17 protein-coding genes are annotated in these 16145 nt (G+C 62.5%); 5 read left to right on the top strand and 12 right to left on the bottom strand.

Going from position 1 to position 16145, the window contains the following annotated elements:
- Positions 1-13: 13 nt before the first annotated feature.
- The 7 genes from ACZ89F_RS10275 to ettA form a co-directional block, all read right to left on the bottom strand.
- On the bottom strand, positions 14-430 hold the full coding sequence (locus tag ACZ89F_RS10275) for a GFA family protein (protein ID WP_476091591.1): 417 nt from the start codon (positions 428-430) through the stop codon (positions 14-16).
- Positions 431-609: 179 nt separating this feature from the next.
- Positions 610-1731: a beta-ketoacyl-ACP synthase III gene (locus ACZ89F_RS10270; protein WP_476091590.1), complete on the bottom strand. Its 1122-nt coding sequence runs from the start codon at positions 1729-1731 to the stop codon at positions 610-612.
- Positions 1732-1863: 132 nt separating this feature from the next.
- A complete protein-coding gene (locus ACZ89F_RS10265) occupies positions 1864-2199 on the bottom strand; it encodes a hypothetical protein (RefSeq protein WP_476097257.1) in 336 nt (111 codons plus the stop codon).
- Positions 2200-2297: 98 nt separating this feature from the next.
- Complete coding sequence (gene tam, locus ACZ89F_RS10260; RefSeq protein ID WP_476091589.1) at positions 2298-3089, bottom strand: trans-aconitate 2-methyltransferase; 792 nt, start codon at positions 3087-3089, stop codon at positions 2298-2300.
- Positions 3086-3352, bottom strand: coding sequence for a type II toxin-antitoxin system RelE family toxin (locus ACZ89F_RS10255; RefSeq protein ID WP_476091588.1), 267 nt, complete (start codon positions 3350-3352; stop codon positions 3086-3088). The genes tam and ACZ89F_RS10255 overlap by 4 nt, the downstream gene beginning before the upstream one ends.
- Positions 3349-3597: a DUF6290 family protein gene (locus tag ACZ89F_RS10250; RefSeq protein ID WP_476091587.1), complete on the bottom strand. Its 249-nt coding sequence runs from the start codon at positions 3595-3597 to the stop codon at positions 3349-3351. The genes ACZ89F_RS10255 and ACZ89F_RS10250 overlap by 4 nt, the downstream gene beginning before the upstream one ends.
- A 61-nt stretch (positions 3598-3658) precedes the next feature.
- Positions 3659-5308 (bottom strand): energy-dependent translational throttle protein EttA, encoded by a 1650-nt coding sequence (gene ettA / locus ACZ89F_RS10245; protein WP_436160784.1) that lies wholly within the window; start codon positions 5306-5308, stop codon positions 3659-3661.
- A gap of 256 nt (positions 5309-5564) precedes the next feature.
- Here ettA and ACZ89F_RS10240 point away from each other — a divergent pair, with 256 nt between their 5' ends.
- On the top strand, positions 5565-6851 hold the full coding sequence (locus tag ACZ89F_RS10240; RefSeq protein WP_476097256.1) for a GGDEF domain-containing protein: 1287 nt from the start codon (positions 5565-5567) through the stop codon (positions 6849-6851).
- Here the strand turns inward: ACZ89F_RS10240 and ACZ89F_RS10235 are convergent.
- Positions 6848-7471, bottom strand: a complete 624-nt coding sequence (locus tag ACZ89F_RS10235; RefSeq protein WP_476091586.1) for a hypothetical protein — start codon at positions 7469-7471, stop codon at positions 6848-6850. The genes ACZ89F_RS10240 and ACZ89F_RS10235 overlap by 4 nt on opposite strands.
- 80 nt (positions 7472-7551) lie before the next feature.
- On the bottom strand, positions 7552-8559 hold the full coding sequence (locus ACZ89F_RS10230; RefSeq protein WP_476091585.1) for a ribonuclease T2 family protein: 1008 nt from the start codon (positions 8557-8559) through the stop codon (positions 7552-7554).
- Between the two features lie 189 nt (positions 8560-8748).
- Between ACZ89F_RS10230 and ACZ89F_RS10225 the strand changes: the two genes are divergently transcribed.
- The 3 genes from ACZ89F_RS10225 (at position 8749) to ACZ89F_RS10215 (ending at position 12602) form a co-directional block, all read left to right on the top strand.
- Positions 8749-9708, top strand: coding sequence for an alpha/beta fold hydrolase (locus ACZ89F_RS10225; RefSeq protein WP_476091584.1), 960 nt, complete (start codon positions 8749-8751; stop codon positions 9706-9708).
- 72 nt (positions 9709-9780) lie between these two features.
- Entirely contained in the window at positions 9781-10956 is a 1176-nt protein-coding gene (locus ACZ89F_RS10220; RefSeq protein WP_476091583.1) for a CaiB/BaiF CoA transferase family protein, read from the top strand.
- Entirely contained in the window at positions 10953-12602 is a 1650-nt protein-coding gene (locus ACZ89F_RS10215; RefSeq protein ID WP_476091582.1) for a thiamine pyrophosphate-binding protein, read from the top strand. The genes ACZ89F_RS10220 and ACZ89F_RS10215 overlap by 4 nt, the downstream gene beginning before the upstream one ends.
- Before the next feature lie 50 nt (positions 12603-12652).
- Here ACZ89F_RS10215 and ACZ89F_RS10210 read toward each other — a convergent pair whose 3' ends face one another.
- Entirely contained in the window at positions 12653-13096 is a 444-nt protein-coding gene (locus ACZ89F_RS10210; RefSeq protein ID WP_476091581.1) for a CHRD domain-containing protein, read from the bottom strand.
- Positions 13097-13233: 137 nt separating this feature from the next.
- The gene (locus ACZ89F_RS10205; protein WP_476091580.1) at positions 13234-14517 is read right to left on the bottom strand and encodes a cystathionine gamma-synthase family protein; all 1284 of its coding nucleotides are present in this window, start codon (positions 14515-14517) and stop codon (positions 13234-13236) included.
- A gap of 122 nt (positions 14518-14639) precedes the next feature.
- Here ACZ89F_RS10205 and ACZ89F_RS10200 point away from each other — a divergent pair, with 122 nt between their 5' ends.
- Positions 14640-15098: an Lrp/AsnC family transcriptional regulator gene (locus tag ACZ89F_RS10200; RefSeq protein ID WP_476091579.1), complete on the top strand. Its 459-nt coding sequence runs from the start codon at positions 14640-14642 to the stop codon at positions 15096-15098.
- Positions 15099-15139: 41 nt separating this feature from the next.
- On the opposite strand, the gene ACZ89F_RS10195 is transcribed toward ACZ89F_RS10200, so the two are convergent.
- Positions 15140-16111 carry an ABC transporter substrate-binding protein gene (locus ACZ89F_RS10195; protein ID WP_013530916.1) on the bottom strand — a complete coding sequence of 324 codons (972 nt, stop codon included), beginning with the start codon at positions 16109-16111 and terminating at the stop codon, positions 15140-15142.
- Positions 16112-16145: the final 34 nt, after the last annotated feature.

The raw sequence follows: 16145 nt of genomic DNA, 5'->3' as shown, positions 1-16145 counted from the left end.
TTGAATGCCAGTCTCAGCCCGATTTCTTTGCCGCACTGCTTTGCGGGAAATGTTCGACGGCGCCACCGATTTGAACCCAATCATGTTTCGACTGCTCGAAAACCGATCTGACAGGGGGCGGGCTTTTTGGGTCTGCCAGCGCACCGATGGCAACACCGACCATCGACGGCAGGTTGTCGGCCTTCCAACAGATCGTCGAGCCGCAATTTGGACAAAAGTAGGTGTGGACCTTGCCGCCGCTTGCCGCATCGCGGATGAATTCTTTCGCGGGTCCGGAAATGACGACCGCGTCGGCCGGATAGAAGGCGCCGACGCCAAAGGGCGCGCCGGTTCTGCGTTGGCAATCAAGACAATGACAGGCGACGACCAGTTTTGAAGGTCCTGGCAGCGTCAACGTGAGAGCGCCGCAACTGCATCGGGCATCAACCATCGGAAAATCCTCCGTTTCTGAAACGAGATCGTTTGATTTCAAACCGGGACACGCCCCAACACGCGGGTGTTGAGCGTCAGGTCAGGCTGAGCGGGAATGGGAGACGGGCGTGAGCCGGCTGGGCAGCACCTTGGGCACGCCGCTATTTGCAGGCCGGCGTCACCTGAACATCGAATGCTCTACAGCATCCGCAATAGCGCGCCGCCTATCGAATAGCCCGCGCCAAAGGCGCAGATCAGTCCGAAATCGCCGGGCTTCATGTCGGCATGGTTTTCCGACAGCGCGACGATGGCGCCGGCGCCCGCCGTGTTGCCCAGCCGCTCCAGCACCATCGGCGCGCGATCGTGGTCGACCTCGTGGCCGAACGACAGTTTCAGGATCATCGCATTCATGCGCGCATTGGCCTGATGCAGCCAGAAGCGCCTGATCGCCTGCGGTGTCAGCCCATGCTCGGCGAGGAATTCGACGATGAATTTTTGCCCGGCGACGGTGACTTCCTTGAACACCTTGTTGCCGACCTGCTTGATCAGATTGCCTTCCAGATTGATCATGTAGGGATCATCTTGGGCAGTGCGGGTGTGATAGCCCAGATTGGTGCGGATATTGTTCGACATCTGCGTCCAGACGCGCGTGTCGAGCACCTCGAAGCGCCCTGGCCGCTTGTCGCCCTTGGCCAGTCCTTCGACCACCATCGACACCGAAGCGTCGCCGAAGATGAAATGCGTCTGCCGGTCGCGGAAATTGAGGTGGCCAGTGATGATCTCCGGCGTCGTCACGAGAATCCGTTTGTGCGCGCCCGACCGCACCAGGTTGACGGCAATGTGCAAGGCCGCCGCCGCCGAAGAACAGCCAAGCCCCATGTCAAAGCCAGCGCCCTTTGTCCCCAGCGCCTCCTGCATTTCGACGGCGATTGCCGGATAGGGCCGCTGGTGATGCGAGGCCGAGCAGATCACCAGGTCGATATCGGACGGCTTCAGCCCGGCATGATCGAGAGCCTTTTTGGCGGAGGCGATGCCGAACTCGGCTTCGAGCGACAGCGCATCATCAGGCCGTGCCGGAATGCGCGGCGCCATGCGGGTCGGATCGAGAATGCCCTCGCGCTCGATCACATGACGGGTGCGCACGCCCGAGGCGTGGACGATGAAGTCACTGTCCGATTTCGGCAGCGGCGGCTCGCCGGTGCCCAGGCGGCGCGCATTCTCCGTGTCGACCCAGGCATTGAAGCTGGCGACCAGCTCTTCGTTGGTGATCTTGGCTTCAGGGATTTCAACGCCGATGCCGCTGATGATGACGCGATGCATATATCCAGTCCGTCCCATCCGCAGGCGTTGCGGGCTTCATGTGGGCGCCGGAACGCTCCGGCGCAACACTTTTCTCACCGCGGCGGTTTACACCGGCTTAAACCAAAGGTTTGGGCCAACTTAAGCCTGGTTTCACCAGGCGCAGAGCTTGGTGTTGGTCTGCGGGTTGTTCCAGCAGGCGCCGTCGTCGCGGCTGCGCACGAACTGGCCTGGCAACGGCACGTTGCGACGGCCGAGATTGACATAGCCATAGGCAAAGCCCGGCCCGTCGATCTCCAGCACATAGGTCGGATAGCCCGGCGCCGAGATGCGGAAGCTGCCCGCATCATCGATCGCACGATAGCTGCATGCGAAATAGCCGTCATCGCTGGTGAAGCAGCGCGCCCGCTTGGCTTGCGCCGAGATCGAGAACGCCAGAAGTGCCGCCGCGCACACACTGCCGCCGAAAAGCATCTTTTTCAATGTCATCATCCACCCCCCTGCCATGGGCCATCGTGACCCCAACGCGATGCATGGCGGCGAAACCGGGTCAAGCGGCCGCAACGGGCGCCGTGCAACGTGGATAATCAGGCCCGTTTGGCGACGATGAAAATGCGCGGAAAGCGCAAGAGCACCTTACCGCTCGCCGTCTTCGGATAGGCCTTGGCGATCTTGGCCGTGTAGCTGTCGAGGAACAGCGCCTTCTCATTCGCATCGAGCGGGTCGACAAAAGGCTTCAGGCCCGTCGATTTCACCCATTCGACGATCGCCTGCGCGTCGGCAAGCGGGTGGTTGTAGATCGTGTGCCAGATATCAAGCCGATCACTGAGCGGCGACAGGAGGTCATAATAGAACGACACCGGCAGCAGCGGGCCGCGCGCAGCGCCCTTCAGCTTTTCGGCAAATGGCATTTCGGCGGCGGTCTCCCGCATCAGGCGGTGGGAGTCCTCGCCCATATTGTCGGGCATCTGGATGGCGAGCGCGCCGCCTGGGGCGAGAAAACCCATCAGCCGCTGGAAGACCGCGGGATGCTCGGGCAGCCACTGGAACACCGCATTGGCAAAAATCACGTCGACCGGCTCCGCCGGCTGCCATTTGGCGGCATCGGCGAGATCAAAGGTGACCTCGGGCAGGCGCGCCCTCGCCTTCTCGATCATGTCGGGGGAGGTGTCGAAGCCGCTCACCTGCGCATCCGGCCAGCGCTCGACAAGCAGCTCGGTCGAATTGCCCGGCCCGCAGCCGATGTCGACGACCCGGCGCGGGAAGTCGACGGGCACCTGCGCCACAAGGTCCCGCGCGGGTCGGGTGCGCTCGTCCTCGAATTTCAGATATTGGGCGGCGGACCAATCTGACTTTTGTGAAATGGCGCTGGTGTTCATCGATAGACCTCGCGACGGTTGCCTATTTCCACGACCAGGACGACAAGACGACTATCCCAGAACTGGACGATGATCCGGTAGTCGCCGACGCGAAACCGCCAAGCTTCTTCTTTGGTTGCGGTAAGGCGTTTGGCAAGAACTCTTGGATCGGGATGCGCTGAAACTCTCCCGTCGAGGAATTCGAGGACACGGCGCTGATCCTTCGTCGAAAGCCGCTCAATGTCCTTTTTAGCGCGCGGCGTGAACTCGACACGCCAACTCATTCAGCGGCGGGCTTCTTGCTAAGCTCGTCGCGTTCACGAAGTTCAAGCTGACGGATCATCTCCTCCAGCGGGATACGAACACCGTCATCATTCCTGACCCGTTCCTCGGCAATCCTGGCGTCCTGCCAATCCTCGATGGCCTCGAGGATCGCGTCGACTGCGACCTGATCGGTCGTGCGGCCACTCGCCTTGGCCATGTCGGCCAGCAGCTTTTCGGTCTTTTGCGGCAGTTTCACTGTGATCATGAAAAGCTCCGTCAACCCAATTTAGGTCAAACGACGATCGCCCGCAACGGACCCCTGCCCCTTACCGCGTCAGCCTCTTGTAGGTCATGCGGTGCGGGTTGACGGCATCGGGGCCGAGGCGGCGGATCTTGTCCTGCTCGTAATCCTCGAAATTGCCCTCGAACCATTCGACGTGACTATCGCCTTCGAAGGCGAGGATATGCGTCGCCAGACGGTCGAGGAACATGCGATCGTGCGAGATGATGACGGCGCAACCGCCGAAGTTCTCCAGCGCGTCTTCGAGTGCGGCCAGCGTTTCCGTATCGAGATCGTTGGTCGGTTCGTCGAGCAGCAGCACATTGCCGCCGGTCTTCAGCATCTTGGCCAGATGCACGCGGTTGCGCTGGCCGCCGGACAGGTTGCCGACCTTCTGCTGCTGGTCGCCGCCACGGAAGTTGAACGACGCGCAATAGGCTCGCGTGTTGGCTTCGAACTTGCCGAGCTTGACCACTTCGGCGCCGCCGGAAATTTCTTCCCACACCGTCTTTGACGGATCAAGCGCATCGCGGCTCTGGTCGACATAGCCGAGCTTCACGGTTTCGCCGACGCGGACGGAGCCTGCATCCGGCTTTTCCTGGCCGGTGATCATGCGAAACAGCGTCGTCTTGCCGGCGCCGTTCGGGCCGATGACGCCGACGATGCCGCCGGGCGGCAGCTTGAATTCCAGCCCGTCGATCAAAAGCGTGTCGCCAAAGCCCTTCGACAGGCCTTCCGCCTCGATCACCACATTGCCGAGCCGCTCGCCATGCGGAATGACGATCTGCGTATCGCTCGGACGCCGCTTGTCGGCTGCATCCAAAAGATCCTGGAACGCCTGGATACGCGCCTTGGACTTGGTCTGGCGAGCCTTGGGGCTCGACTGGATCCATTCGCGCTCGCGGCCGATGGCGCGCTGGCGGGCATCATCCTCGCGGCCTTCCTGCTTGAGCCGCTTGGCCTTGGCTTCGAGGTACTTGGTGTAGTTGCCCTCATAGGGAATGCCGCGACCGCGATCAAGTTCGAGGATCCAGCCGGTGACATTGTCGAGGAAGTAGCGATCGTGGGTGATGATCATCACGGCGCCCGGATAGGCACGCAGATGCTTTTCCAGCCACGCCGTGGTTTCAGCGTCGAGATGGTTGGTCGGTTCGTCGAGCAGCAAAAGGTCGGGCTGGCGCAGCAAGAGCTGGCAGAGCGCGACGCGGCGGCGCTCGCCGCCCGACAGCTTGGTGACTTCCGAATCCTTGGGCGGGCAGCCCAGCGCTTCCATCGCCATCTCGACCTGCTGCTCGAGATCCCAGAGGTTGAGCCGGTCCATCTCATCCTGGAGCTTGGCCGACTCGTCGGCCGTCTCGTCGGAGTAGTTCATCATCAGTTCGTTGTAGCGTTCGATGATGGCGGTCTTCGCAGCGACGCCTTCCATGATGTTTTCGAACACGGTCTTAGCCGGATCGAGCGCCGGCTCCTGCGCCAGGTAACCGACAGTGGCGCCTTCGGCGAGCCACGCCTCGCCGTTCCACTCCTTGTCGAGCCCGGCCATGATCTTGAGGATCGTTGACTTGCCCGAGCCGTTGGGGCCGAGGATGCCGATCTTGGCGTCCGGATAGAAGGACAGATGGATGTTCTCGAGCACCTTCTTGGTGCCATAGGCCTTGTTGAGGCCGGCCATGTGATAGATGAACTGGCGTGCCACGCGCGCTTTCCCTGAAAAAACTGACTGGATTGTCGAATTGAATGGAGGTTGGCCGCTATGTAGGCGATGCGGCGGCGAACGGCAATCGCTTTTGCCGCATCTGGCCGCTCACACGCGGAAGTGTCCGCCAAGCGCTGAGGTTTTCCACGCTCACCGGGCGCGCTGAAAGCTCCGGTTAACCCTTCCGCGTCAAAACAGGATCGAGGTGGAATCGCTGATTTGCCGCGATTTCAGGAGAAAGATCGGATCGACGGCATTGCTGAACAGTTTCCTGCTCCTTGCCGAAGCGGTCGTCTACTTCAGCGTCATGGTGACGCTTTTCCGCTTTAGACGGCGCATCGGCCTCGGCGTCTTCGTCTGCGCGCTCGGCGTCATGCACTTCCTCGAGACCTATCTCGCCAGCGTCTTTTACGTTGCCTTGCCGTTCGGCATGGTCTCTCCCGGCTCGGCAGTGCTGTTTTCCGGCAAGCTGGTGATGCTTTTGCTGCTCTACATGAAAGAGGATGCCGCCACCGTGCGTCAGCCGATCTACGGCCTGCTGCTTGGCAATGCGCTGATGATCGGACTGGTACTGCTGCTGCGCCTCCACGCCATCGCGGCACTTCCCGACGGCAGGCTTCCCGACATCGGCTTCATCGACCAGATGGGCTGGCTGATGGTCTGGGGCACGACGCTGCTGTTCGTCGACGCCATCCTGATCATACTGCTCTATGAAAAGCTCGGGCGGCATCTGCGCAAGGCACAGTTCGCACGCATCCTGATTTCGGTCGCTTGCGTGCTGACCTTCGACCAGGCCGGGTTCTTCATCGCGCTGCATTTCGTCGCCGGCGCACCGATCGCAGTCTTTTTCGGCGGTTGGGTCGCCAAGATGGCGGCGGCGCTGACCTTCAGCACCATGCTTGTCGCCTATCTCAAATGGTTCGAAGAGCGCCAGATCACGGCGCCACGCGGGCTGACCGACATTTTCGAAACACTAACCTATCGCGAACGCTACGAAGCGCTGGTCGAACATGTCGGACGTGACGGCCTGACCGGCCTGCTGCATCGCGGGCGCTTCGACGCCGACGGTGAAGCCGCCGTCCAGGTAAGCCTGCGCACCGCCAGGCCGCTCAGCCTGCTGATCATCGATGTCGACCATTTCAAGTCGATCAACGACCGTTTCGGCCATGCCGAAGGCGACAAGGTGCTGAAAGCGGTCGCAGCCCTGCTTGGCGAGGCGGCAAGCGCCGAGGACCAGGTGTTCCGGATCGGCGGCGAGGAATTCGCCATCCTCAGTTCGCGCCCGCATTCGGTCGCCAGGCTGTTTGGCGAAAGCATCCGCTACGCGGTCAAGGCATCGGCCGCCACCCGCCGCTTCGAGCTGACCGTCAGTGCCGGCGTTTCAAGCGTCAGCGAAACGACACGCTGCCTGGCCGACCTGTTCGCTCTTGCCGACCAGCGTCTCTACAAGGCGAAATCGACCGGTCGCGATCGCGTCGTCGGCGAGCCGGGCGGTCACGAAGCCGACGCAGCAATTGCCTGGACGAAATCCGCGCAGATCTAATTCCGTTGTTGCGACTTCTTCTGCCGCCGAAGGCCTGTCCCGGTGGAAACCGCCATCAGCGCGATCGCCAGCCATTTCAGCGCCGTGATGATCGGCCCGGCCTGGATATCGAAGGCAATGAACAGCAGGATGCCTGGCACCAGCAGGCCGCACATGATCAGCATGATGCGGTTGATCTGCCAGGACACTTTTGACGCCAGTGCCGCGTCGCCGGGCGCGGAAACAAGTGCTGCTCGCATCGTCTTGCCACCCACCAGCATGGCCGAAAGGCGCATCGAGATCGGCAGGCCGAGCCCAATGATCAGGAATGCACAAGCCGCCAGCAGCAGCGAAAACGTCAGCGTGCTGGTTTCCGCCGGCACAGGAAACAGCAACGTCGCCATCGGCAGGAAGACGCCGAAAATGCCGATCGCCGCAATAGCGATGAAAATCACCGCATTGACGATCGTGAACAGCCGGTAGGTGCCGACGCCGATAGGTTCGGAGAGCGTTCGCATGCGTGCCCACTCTGCGTCGCTATAGGAAAAGCCCGGCCATTCCATGCGGGCATCGTTTATCGAGACCATGCCCCTGGCCCAGAAAGCCAGCCGCGCCAGTGCGCTGCTCGTCATGCCATCCATTGCGACCCCCGCCCGAATGATGCGCGCGCAGCATAGCACCAGGGCGCGGCAGCGCGACAGTCCGGAGTCTCTGTTGAGTGTTACTGGAAGCCGATCGCGTCGACATTGCCTGTCGGACAGCCCGCCTTGTTGGTTGGCACCGAGGCCAGCAACAGATCCTTGAGCGCGCTGTTGGGTCCGATCGGGCCGGCGAGGCCGAGCGTCAGTTCGCCGATCAGCCGCCTGCCGCTCGACGGATCGATGACGCAGGAAACGCGCACGCGGTCCCCTGCTCCCGCCCCGAAGGCAGTGTCGAAGGCGCCGCGGATCTGGTCAGCCGTCAGCTTGCCGCCGATGTTCTTCGCAAAGAGATCGCGCACCGGCGAGCTGTTCACCGCGCGCATCAGGTTGAGCGCGTCGGAGAAGTATTCCTGCTGGCTCTTGCCGTAGCAGGTGCCGTGCTTGATCCATTCATGCCGTTCGAGCTTCGAAGCTGTCCCCGGCATCACCTGATCGAGTTCCGTGCGGGTGTCGGCGTCCAGATTGACCGGCGGCAGGTCCTTCCAGTGGGCCGGATTGTCGTTGGCCTTGTCGCTCGCTGTCGCTTGGCAATAGAAATTGCCGTTCGGCTGCGGCCACAGGCCGTGCAAGGTGAAATGCGTCGCGTCGAAATCACCAGCATTTTGCGCCTTGCATTCGGTCTTGCTCGACTTGGTCTCGCAGAAGGCCGGCTGCCAGCTCAGCGCGAAGACGTATTCGGGTTTTCCCGACGCCGCCGGCTTGCCTTGCCCGCCCGGTGCGGCCGGCACCGTCGCGGCACTGCTGCCCGAAACATGGCCGCAGGTGACCTTCACCCAGCGGCGCTCCGGATCGGCGCCCGGCACCAGGATGAGATAGTGCGTCGGCGCATCCTTGTTGCCGGCAAGCAGCTGGTAGCTCTGCCCGGCATCGGTCGAGACATTGCCGGGGTTCTTGCCGTTCTTGATGGCTTGCGTCGCCGGACAGGCAGCGTCGGCAACGAAAGTGCCGCTCATCTTGACGTCGGCACGCGCCGCCCCGGCCAGCGAAGCCGCCAGCATGGCCAATCCGAAAACGACACCAATGCGCATGGAAAATCCCCGGCTGAAGAAGTGGGCGACAGACTGAAGCTGTCTCCATGTCAGAATTGCGATATTTTGCTGGCCAAACGCAAGAAACATCGTCGCGGAAAAGCCGGCTTTGCCAATTGACGCACAACCGGCGTCGGCGCAAACAAAGCCGGCGCCACGGTGGCGGCCAGAGCCTGGAGACCGAGCGGCATGTCATTCAGCCAGCAGCGCGTGGTTACCTCGCCGACCGGTGCCGAGCTCAATCTTTTCGTCAAACAGGCTGATGGCCGGGCACGTGCCGTCGTCCAGATCAATCACGGCCTGGCCGAGCACGCTGCGCGCTATGCCCGCTTTGCCGATTTTCTTGGCTCCCGCGGCTTCCACACCTATGTCCACGATCATCGCGGCCATGGCGCGACCAAGGCCCCAGACGCGCCGATCGGCAGGTTCGCCGACAGGGACGGCCCCGCCAAGGTGATCGTCGACGTCGACGCCATCCATGATCTGATCGCCAGCGAACAGCCGAACCTGCCCGTCATCCTTTTCGGCCATTCGATGGGTGCTTCCGTGGCGCTGAACTACCTGTTGCGCCACTCGCCGCGCGTTCATGCCGCCGCGATCTGGAACGGCAATTTCTCCCAAGGCCTGCTCGGACAGGTAGCGCTTGGCATCCTTGCGTGGGAACGGATGCGGCTCGGCTCCGACGTGCCGTCACGGCTGTTGCCGAAGCTCACCTTCCAGGCCTGGGGCAAGGCGGTACCCAACCACCGCACATTGTTCGACTGGCTGTCACGCGACGAGGCGGAAGTGGCGAAATACATCGCCGATCCGCTCTGCGGCTGGGATGCCTCGGTGTCGATGTGGCGCGACGTGGTCTCGATGGCGCTCAACGGCGGCAAGGATGCCGGCTTTGCCGGCATCAGGCGCGACCTCCCCGTCAGCATCGTTGGCGGCGAAAAGGATCCGGCTTCCGACTATGGCAAAGGGATCACCCATCTTGCCAATCGCATGCGCGCGATGGGCTTTTCGAATCTGGTTTCAAAGGTTTACGCCGACACCCGCCACGAAAGCCTGAACGAGGTGAACCGCGACATCATCATGGGTGATTTCACAGATTGGGCGGACGATATCCTGAAAGCGCAACGGATTGGCCTATCGCAAGAGCCGTGACAGCCGTTGCAGGGCTTGATAGAGGCTCTGCTTTCGCAGCAATCAAGGTGATTGCAGCAACCACGGTGATCCATGGCTGAGCCCCCGCTGAAAGGCGTCCGCGTCGTCGAACTCGCCCGCATCCTTGCCGGGCCATGGGCCGGGCAATTGCTTGCCGATCTCGGCGCCGATGTCATCAAGGTAGAGAGCCCCGATGGCGGCGACGACACCCGCAAATGGGGCCCGCCCTTCGTCATGGGCAAGGACGGCGAGAACCTGTCGGCCGCCTATTACCATTCCTGCAATCGTGGCAAGCGCTCCATCGCCATCGACTTCTCGATGCCGGAGGGAGCCGAGACCGTGCGACGGCTGGTCGCGACTTCGGACGTACTGATCGAGAACTTCAAGCTCGGCGGCCTGAAGAAATACGGCCTCGACTATGACAGCCTGCGCAAGATCAACCCCCGCCTCGTCTATTGCTCGATCACCGGCTTTGGTCAGGACGGACCCTACGCGCCACGCGCCGGCTACGACTTCATCATCCAGGCCATGGCCGGCATGATGTCGATCACCGGCGAGGTCGGCCGCGAGCCGCAAAAGGCGGGCGTCGCCATCTCCGACATCTTCACCGGCCTCTATTCGGTCATCGCCATCCAGGCAGCACTGCGTCATGCCGAGCAGACCGGCGACGGCCAGCACATCGACATGGCGCTCTTCGACACCCAGATCTCGGCCCTAGGCAACCAGAATTTGAACTACCTCGTCTCTGGCAAGTCGCCCGTGCAGATGGGCAATGCGCATATGAACATCGCCCCGTACGAGGTGGTGCCGGTCAGGGATGGGCACATCATCCTGGCGGTCGGCAATGACGGCCAGTTCGCCAAGTTCTGCGCTGCCGTTGGGCTGGACGATTTGCCTGCAAATCCCGACTTCGCCACCAACCCTGCCCGGGTCGCCAATCGGGTCAAGCTGCGCGAGCGCATGATCGAGGCGCTGAAGGTTTTCGACCGCGATCCGTTGCTGGCAAAGCTGGAAGCGGCCGGCGTGCCGGCGAGCCCGATCAACACGATCGGCCAGATGTTCGCCGATCCGCAGACCATCGCGCGCGGCATGCGGCTCGATCTCGACGACGGCCATGGCAATCTTCTGCCTTCGGTGCGTGCGCCGATGGTGATGTCGGGCACGCCGCTGGTCTACGAGCGCCCCTCACCGCGCCTGGGCGAGCACACGCAAGAAATCCTTGCCGAACTGGAGAAGTCTGGACAATGAAGACCGGCGGACAACTGATCGTCGACGCGCTCGAAGCCAATGGCACCGACCGCATCTATTGCGTGCCCGGTGAATCCTATCTGGCGGTGCTCGACGCGCTGCACGATTCAGCGATCCGCACCATCGTCTGCCGCCAGGAAGGTGGTGCCGCCATGATGGCCGACTGCCACGGCCGCCTGACCGGCAAGCCCGGCATATGCTTCGTCACCCGCGGCCCCGGCGCCACCAACGCCTCGGCCGGCATCCACATCGCCATGCAGGATTCGATACCCGTCATCCTGTTCATCGGCCAGGTCGCCAGCCACGCCAAGGAGCGCGAGGCCTTCCAGGAAGTCGACTACGTCAGGTTCTTCGGCGACATCGCCAAATGGGTGGTCGAGATCGACGATGCCTCGCGCATCCCGGAATTCGTCACCCGCGCCTTCGCGGTGGCGACATCGGGCCGCCCCGGCCCGGTTGTCATCTCGCTGCCGGAAGACATGCTGACCAGCGTCGTCGAGGCACCCATCGTCTTGCCGCACACACCGGTCGAAACCCGGCCGGGCGAAGCCGAACTCGACGCGCTGGAGAAGCTGCTCGGCAAGGCCAAGCGGCCTTTCGTCATCCTCGGCGGCACGCGCTGGGATGCCGAGGCGGTGGCGCGGATGCGCACGATCGCCGAGGCGTGGTCGCTGCCGGTCGGCTGTTCCTTCCGCCGCCAGATGCTGTTCGATCATCTGCATCCGAGCTATGCCGGCGATGTCGGCATCGGCATCAATCCGAAGCTGGCCACAGCCATCAAGCAAGCCGATCTCGTGCTGCTGATCGGCGGCCGCATGGGCGAAATGCCGTCGTCCGACTACACGCTGTTGAAAAGCCCCTACCCCGACCAGACGCTGGTCCATGTCCATGCCGACGCCGGCGAACTCGGCCGCGTCTACCGGCCGACACTGGCGATCAACGCTTCGCCTTCCTCCTTCATCGAAGCTTTCGCCAAGCGCAAGCCGGCCTCGGCGCCAACTTGGGCAGCCGAGACGCCAAAACTGCATGCCGCCTATCTCGACTGGTCGACCCCGCCGGAAAGCGGCCCCGGCTCGGTCCAGATGGGGCCGATCATGAACTACCTGGAAAAAATGCTGCCCGACGACGCCATCCTCACCAACGGCGCCGGCAATTACGCCACTTGGGTGCACCGTTTCCACCGCTTCCGCCGCTTTGCCACCCAAGGTGCGCCGACATCGGGCTCGATGGGCTATGGCACGCCTGCGGCGGTCGCCGCCAAAGAGCTGTTTCCGGACCGCACCGTGGTCGCTTTCGCCGGCGACGGCTGCTTCCTGATGAACGGGCAGGAGTTCGCCACCGCCGTGCAATATGACCTACCGATCGTCGTCGTCGTCGTCAACAACGGCATCTACGGCACCATCCGCATGCATCAGGAGCGCGAATATCCCGGCCGCGTGGTGGCCACGGATCTCAAGAACCCCGACTTTGCGGCCCTCGCCCGCGCCTATGGCGGTCATGGCGAAACGGTTGAGAAGACCGCCGATTTCGCACCGGCCTTCGAACGTGCGCGCGCCAGCGGCAAGCCGGCGATCGTCGAAATCCGGCTCGACCCCGAAGCGATCACACCGACCCGGACGATGACCCAGATCCGCGACAAGGCGTAATCCAAACAAAAAGGGGCGGTCGCCCGCCCCTTTTTGTCATACCGCTCGCGCTATTTCGCGGCCTCGATCTGCCCACGGATCTCGCCGTCCTTGTTGGCCGCCGTGTGCAAATTGACATAGTCCTTGCCGGCCATCAGGTCGGCGGCCTGCGCGTCAGTCAGGACAGCCGAACCCTTGATCGGGCTCTTGAGCTTGCCCTTGAACGGGATCGCCACCCCGGCGTTCTCACCAACCGCGGCTGGGCCGTGAATGTGTCCGGCCGTGGCCGGCCCGCTCAGCCCGGAATATTTGACGTTCCAGCTGAGCTTCTTCTTGACCGTGTCGAAGGTGAGAGCGGCCGTTCCCTTGCCTTTCGTGGTCACTGGCGGATTCTGTTGGCCGCCGTCCAGCGTTGCCGTCAGCTTCACTGTCTCAGCCAAAGCCGGTGAAGCCATGAGGAAGGACGCCGAGATGGCCAGTGCCGAGAGCATTGGTGCCAAGGATTGGATACGCATGAGAATCTCCGTTTGACGAGCAACATCCTCCGCGGCCCCCCGGCGCACGGATGCACCGACACAACGGTTGTGAGAGCAGAAGGCTCCACCCGGTAACGCTTATGTGCAAACGGAGCCGCGGACGACCCGGAGGCGGTTCAGACCGCTGCCAACGCCTGCGTCAGGTCGGCGATCAGATCGTCCGGATGCTCGACACCGATCGACAGCCTGACCGTGGTCTCCAACACGCCAATGCGCTGGCGCACCTCGAAGGGAATGCCCGAATGGGTCATGGCTGCGGGGTGACTGGCCAAGGATTCCGTTCCGCCCAGGCTCACCGCCAGCTTGAATATCTGCAGGTTGTTGAGAAAGGCGAAAGCCGCCTTCTCCCCGCCCTTGATATCAAAGGAGAAGGTCGAGCCGGCACCGGTGCATTGCGCTCTGTAGGCGCGGCCCGCCGGCGTATCCTCGCCCAGGAACGGCAGGTAGTGCACCTTGTCGACCTTGGCATGATCGCGCAGGAATTCGGCGACCAGGCGCGCATTGTCGTTGGCCCGTTCCATGCGGATCGACAGCGTCTCCAGCGAGCGGCCGAGCATCCAGCAGGAATGCGGGTCGAGCTGCGTGCCGATTGCGCCGCGCAGCGCCTTGATCGGCTTGGTGACCGCCTTGCTGCCCATCGCGGCGCCCGCGATCAGGTCGGAATGGCCGCCGACATATTTGGTCAGCGAATAAACGGAGACATCGGCGCCGTGTTCGATCGGCCGTTGAAACACCGGGCCGAGCAATGTGTTGTCGCAGACGACGATCGGCGTCGACCCCTGGCGCGCACCGATCTCGTCGGCGATCGTCCGCATCAGCGCGATGTCGACCAGGCTGTTGGTCGGATTTGACGGCGTCTCGATCAGGATGACCGACACGCGGCCCTTCGCGACGGCCGCGTCGGCGGCGGCGCGCACCGCTGTCTCATCGACGCCGTCCGCAAAGCCGACAGCGCCGATGCCGAAACCGGAAAGCGTGCGCGTCAAAAGCGTCTCGGTGCCGCCGTAAAGCGGCTGCGAATGCAGGATGACGTCGCCCGGCCTGATATAGGCGAGCAGCGTCGTGGCGATCGCCGACATGCCTGATGAAAACAGGATGCAGGCATCCGTCCCCTCATAGATCGCCAGCCGGTCCTCGACGATCTCGCTGTTGGGATGGTTGAAGCGCGAATAGACCAGGCCGGACGCCGTGCCGCTCGGCGGCTCCTTGCGGCCGGACGTGTAGTCGAAGAAGTCGCGTCCCTCTTCCGCCGACTTGAACACGAAGGTCGAGGTCAGGAACACTGGTGGCTTGACCGCGCCCTCCGAAAGCTGCGGATCGAAGCCATAGCTCAGCATCAGCGTCTCCGGGTGGAGCTTGTGGTTGCCGATATGGGTTTTCGACGGGCGTGGCGCGGTCATGGCTTTTCCTGCTTTTTGAGGAGTGTCGTACGGCAATTTATGCGATCCCGATCCGCCAGTCCTTGCTATTCTTGGGCTCGCATGGCTGCATTCCCGCAACAAATTGCCCGGAGAGACCAAAAGTGCAGCAGAAGATAGCCGATGATTTCGACCGCAAGATCCTGCGTGAGCTGCAGGCCGACGCCCGCATCACCAACAACGAGCTTGCCGAGCGGATCGGCCTGTCGCCGTCGCCGTGCCTGAGGCGAGTGCGGCGGCTGGAGGAAACCGGCGTCATCAGAGGCTACACCACGCTGGTCGATCCCTCAGCCTTCGGCTGGAGCATGGTCGCCATCGCCACCATCCGGCTCAGCCGCCAGAACGAAGACGAGATCGTGATGTTCGAGGACGCGATCTGCGGTTGGGAAGAGGTGCTGGAATGCCACCTCGTCACCGGTTCGCGCGACTATGTGCTGAAGGTGGTGACGGGAAACCTCGAGCAATACGAGCGCTTCATCAAGGAAAAGATCGCGCGGCTGAAATGCGTCGCCTCGATCGAAACCAGCTTCGTCATGAACACCATAAAGGAACGGCGCCTCTAGCAAAAGGCGCCGTCTCTAGATCGATATGTTGCCGACTAGGCCTACTTCACAGCCTTGTCCGTGATGGCGGTGGTGTAGGCGCCGGTCGGCTCCTTGGTGATGATCTTCTGGTCGAGCAGCGCCTTGGCGGTGCGCTCGTAGGTCGCCGGGTCGAGCTTGCCGTCGGCATTGTCGATCAGCTTGGCGACTTCGCTCATCATGCGCTTCTGGTGGTTCTCGTCCTGGCCGCCACCGTCCATGACGATGCCTGCGGCTTCGTCATTGTTGTCGATGGCGTATTTCCAGCCCTTCATCGAGGCGCGCACGAAACGCACCATCTTGTCTTCGAAGGCCGGATCCTTGAGCTTGTCTTCCGACGCATAGAGCCCGTCCTCGAGCAGGTCGTTGCCCATCGCCGAGTAGTTGAACACGGTCAGCTGCTCCGGCTTGTAGCCGGCGTCGATCAGCTGCCAGTACTCGTTATAGGTCATGACCGAGATGCAATCCGCCTGCTTCTGAATCAGCGGCTGCACATCGAAGCTCTGCTTGAGCACCGTGACGCCATCCGGGCCGCCTTCGGTCTTGAGGCCGAGCTTGTTCATCCAGGCGTAGAATGGATATTCGTTGCCGAAGAACCAGACGCCGAGCGTGTGGCCCTTGAAGTCGGCTTCGGTCTTGATCGGGCCGTCCTTCGGGCAGACCAGTTCCATGCCGGCCTTCTTGAACGGCTGGGCGATGTTGACCAGCGGCACGCCCTTTTCGCGGGCCGCCAGCGCACCGCCCATCCAGTCGACGATGACGTCGGCGCCGCCGCCGGCGATCACCTGCTCGGGCGCGATATCGGGACCGCCCGGCTTGATGTCGACGTCGAGACCCTCGGCCTCATAGAAACCCTTGGCCTTGGCGACATAGTAGCCGGCAAACTGGGCCTGCGTGACCCATTTCAACTGCAACGTCACCTTGTCGGCGGCCATTGCCTGGAAAGCGGCCAGCGACATCGCGCCGGCCAGAACGGGAATAATCAGTCTTTTCATGTTTTTACCCTCTGAAGTTAGTGCCCTTAAACCC

It is taken from the genome of Mesorhizobium sp. USDA 3734, assembly GCF_056279665.1.
This window is presented reverse-complemented; position numbering and strand designations above follow the sequence as displayed.

Coding starts and splice junctions, on each gene's coding strand:
- ACZ89F_RS10270 (WP_476091590.1), bottom strand. CDS start 1,731: ATGCATCGCGTCATCATCAGCGGCATCGGCGTTGAAATCCCTGAAGCC.
- ACZ89F_RS10235 (WP_476091586.1), bottom strand. CDS start 7,471: ATGGATGGCATGACGAGCAGCGCACTGGCGCGGCTGGCTTTCTGGGCC.
- ACZ89F_RS10210 (WP_476091581.1), bottom strand. CDS start 13,096: ATGCGTATCCAATCCTTGGCACCAATGCTCTCGGCACTGGCCATCTCG.
- ACZ89F_RS10275 (WP_476091591.1), bottom strand. CDS start 430: ATGGTTGATGCCCGATGCAGTTGCGGCGCTCTCACGTTGACGCTGCCA.
- ACZ89F_RS10195 (WP_013530916.1), bottom strand. CDS start 16,111: ATGAAAAGACTGATTATTCCCGTTCTGGCCGGCGCGATGTCGCTGGCC.
- tam (WP_476091589.1), bottom strand. CDS start 3,089: ATGAACACCAGCGCCATTTCACAAAAGTCAGATTGGTCCGCCGCCCAA.
- ACZ89F_RS10265 (WP_476097257.1), bottom strand. CDS start 2,199: ATGACATTGAAAAAGATGCTTTTCGGCGGCAGTGTGTGCGCGGCGGCA.
- ACZ89F_RS10250 (WP_476091587.1), bottom strand. CDS start 3,597: ATGATCACAGTGAAACTGCCGCAAAAGACCGAAAAGCTGCTGGCCGAC.
- ACZ89F_RS10255 (WP_476091588.1), bottom strand. CDS start 3,352: ATGAGTTGGCGTGTCGAGTTCACGCCGCGCGCTAAAAAGGACATTGAG.
- ACZ89F_RS10220 (WP_476091583.1), top strand. CDS start 9,781: ATGGCTGAGCCCCCGCTGAAAGGCGTCCGCGTCGTCGAACTCGCCCGC.
- ACZ89F_RS10230 (WP_476091585.1), bottom strand. CDS start 8,559: ATGCGCATTGGTGTCGTTTTCGGATTGGCCATGCTGGCGGCTTCGCTG.
- ACZ89F_RS10205 (WP_476091580.1), bottom strand. CDS start 14,517: ATGACCGCGCCACGCCCGTCGAAAACCCATATCGGCAACCACAAGCTC.
- ACZ89F_RS10225 (WP_476091584.1), top strand. CDS start 8,749: ATGTCATTCAGCCAGCAGCGCGTGGTTACCTCGCCGACCGGTGCCGAG.
- ACZ89F_RS10215 (WP_476091582.1), top strand. CDS start 10,953: ATGAAGACCGGCGGACAACTGATCGTCGACGCGCTCGAAGCCAATGGC.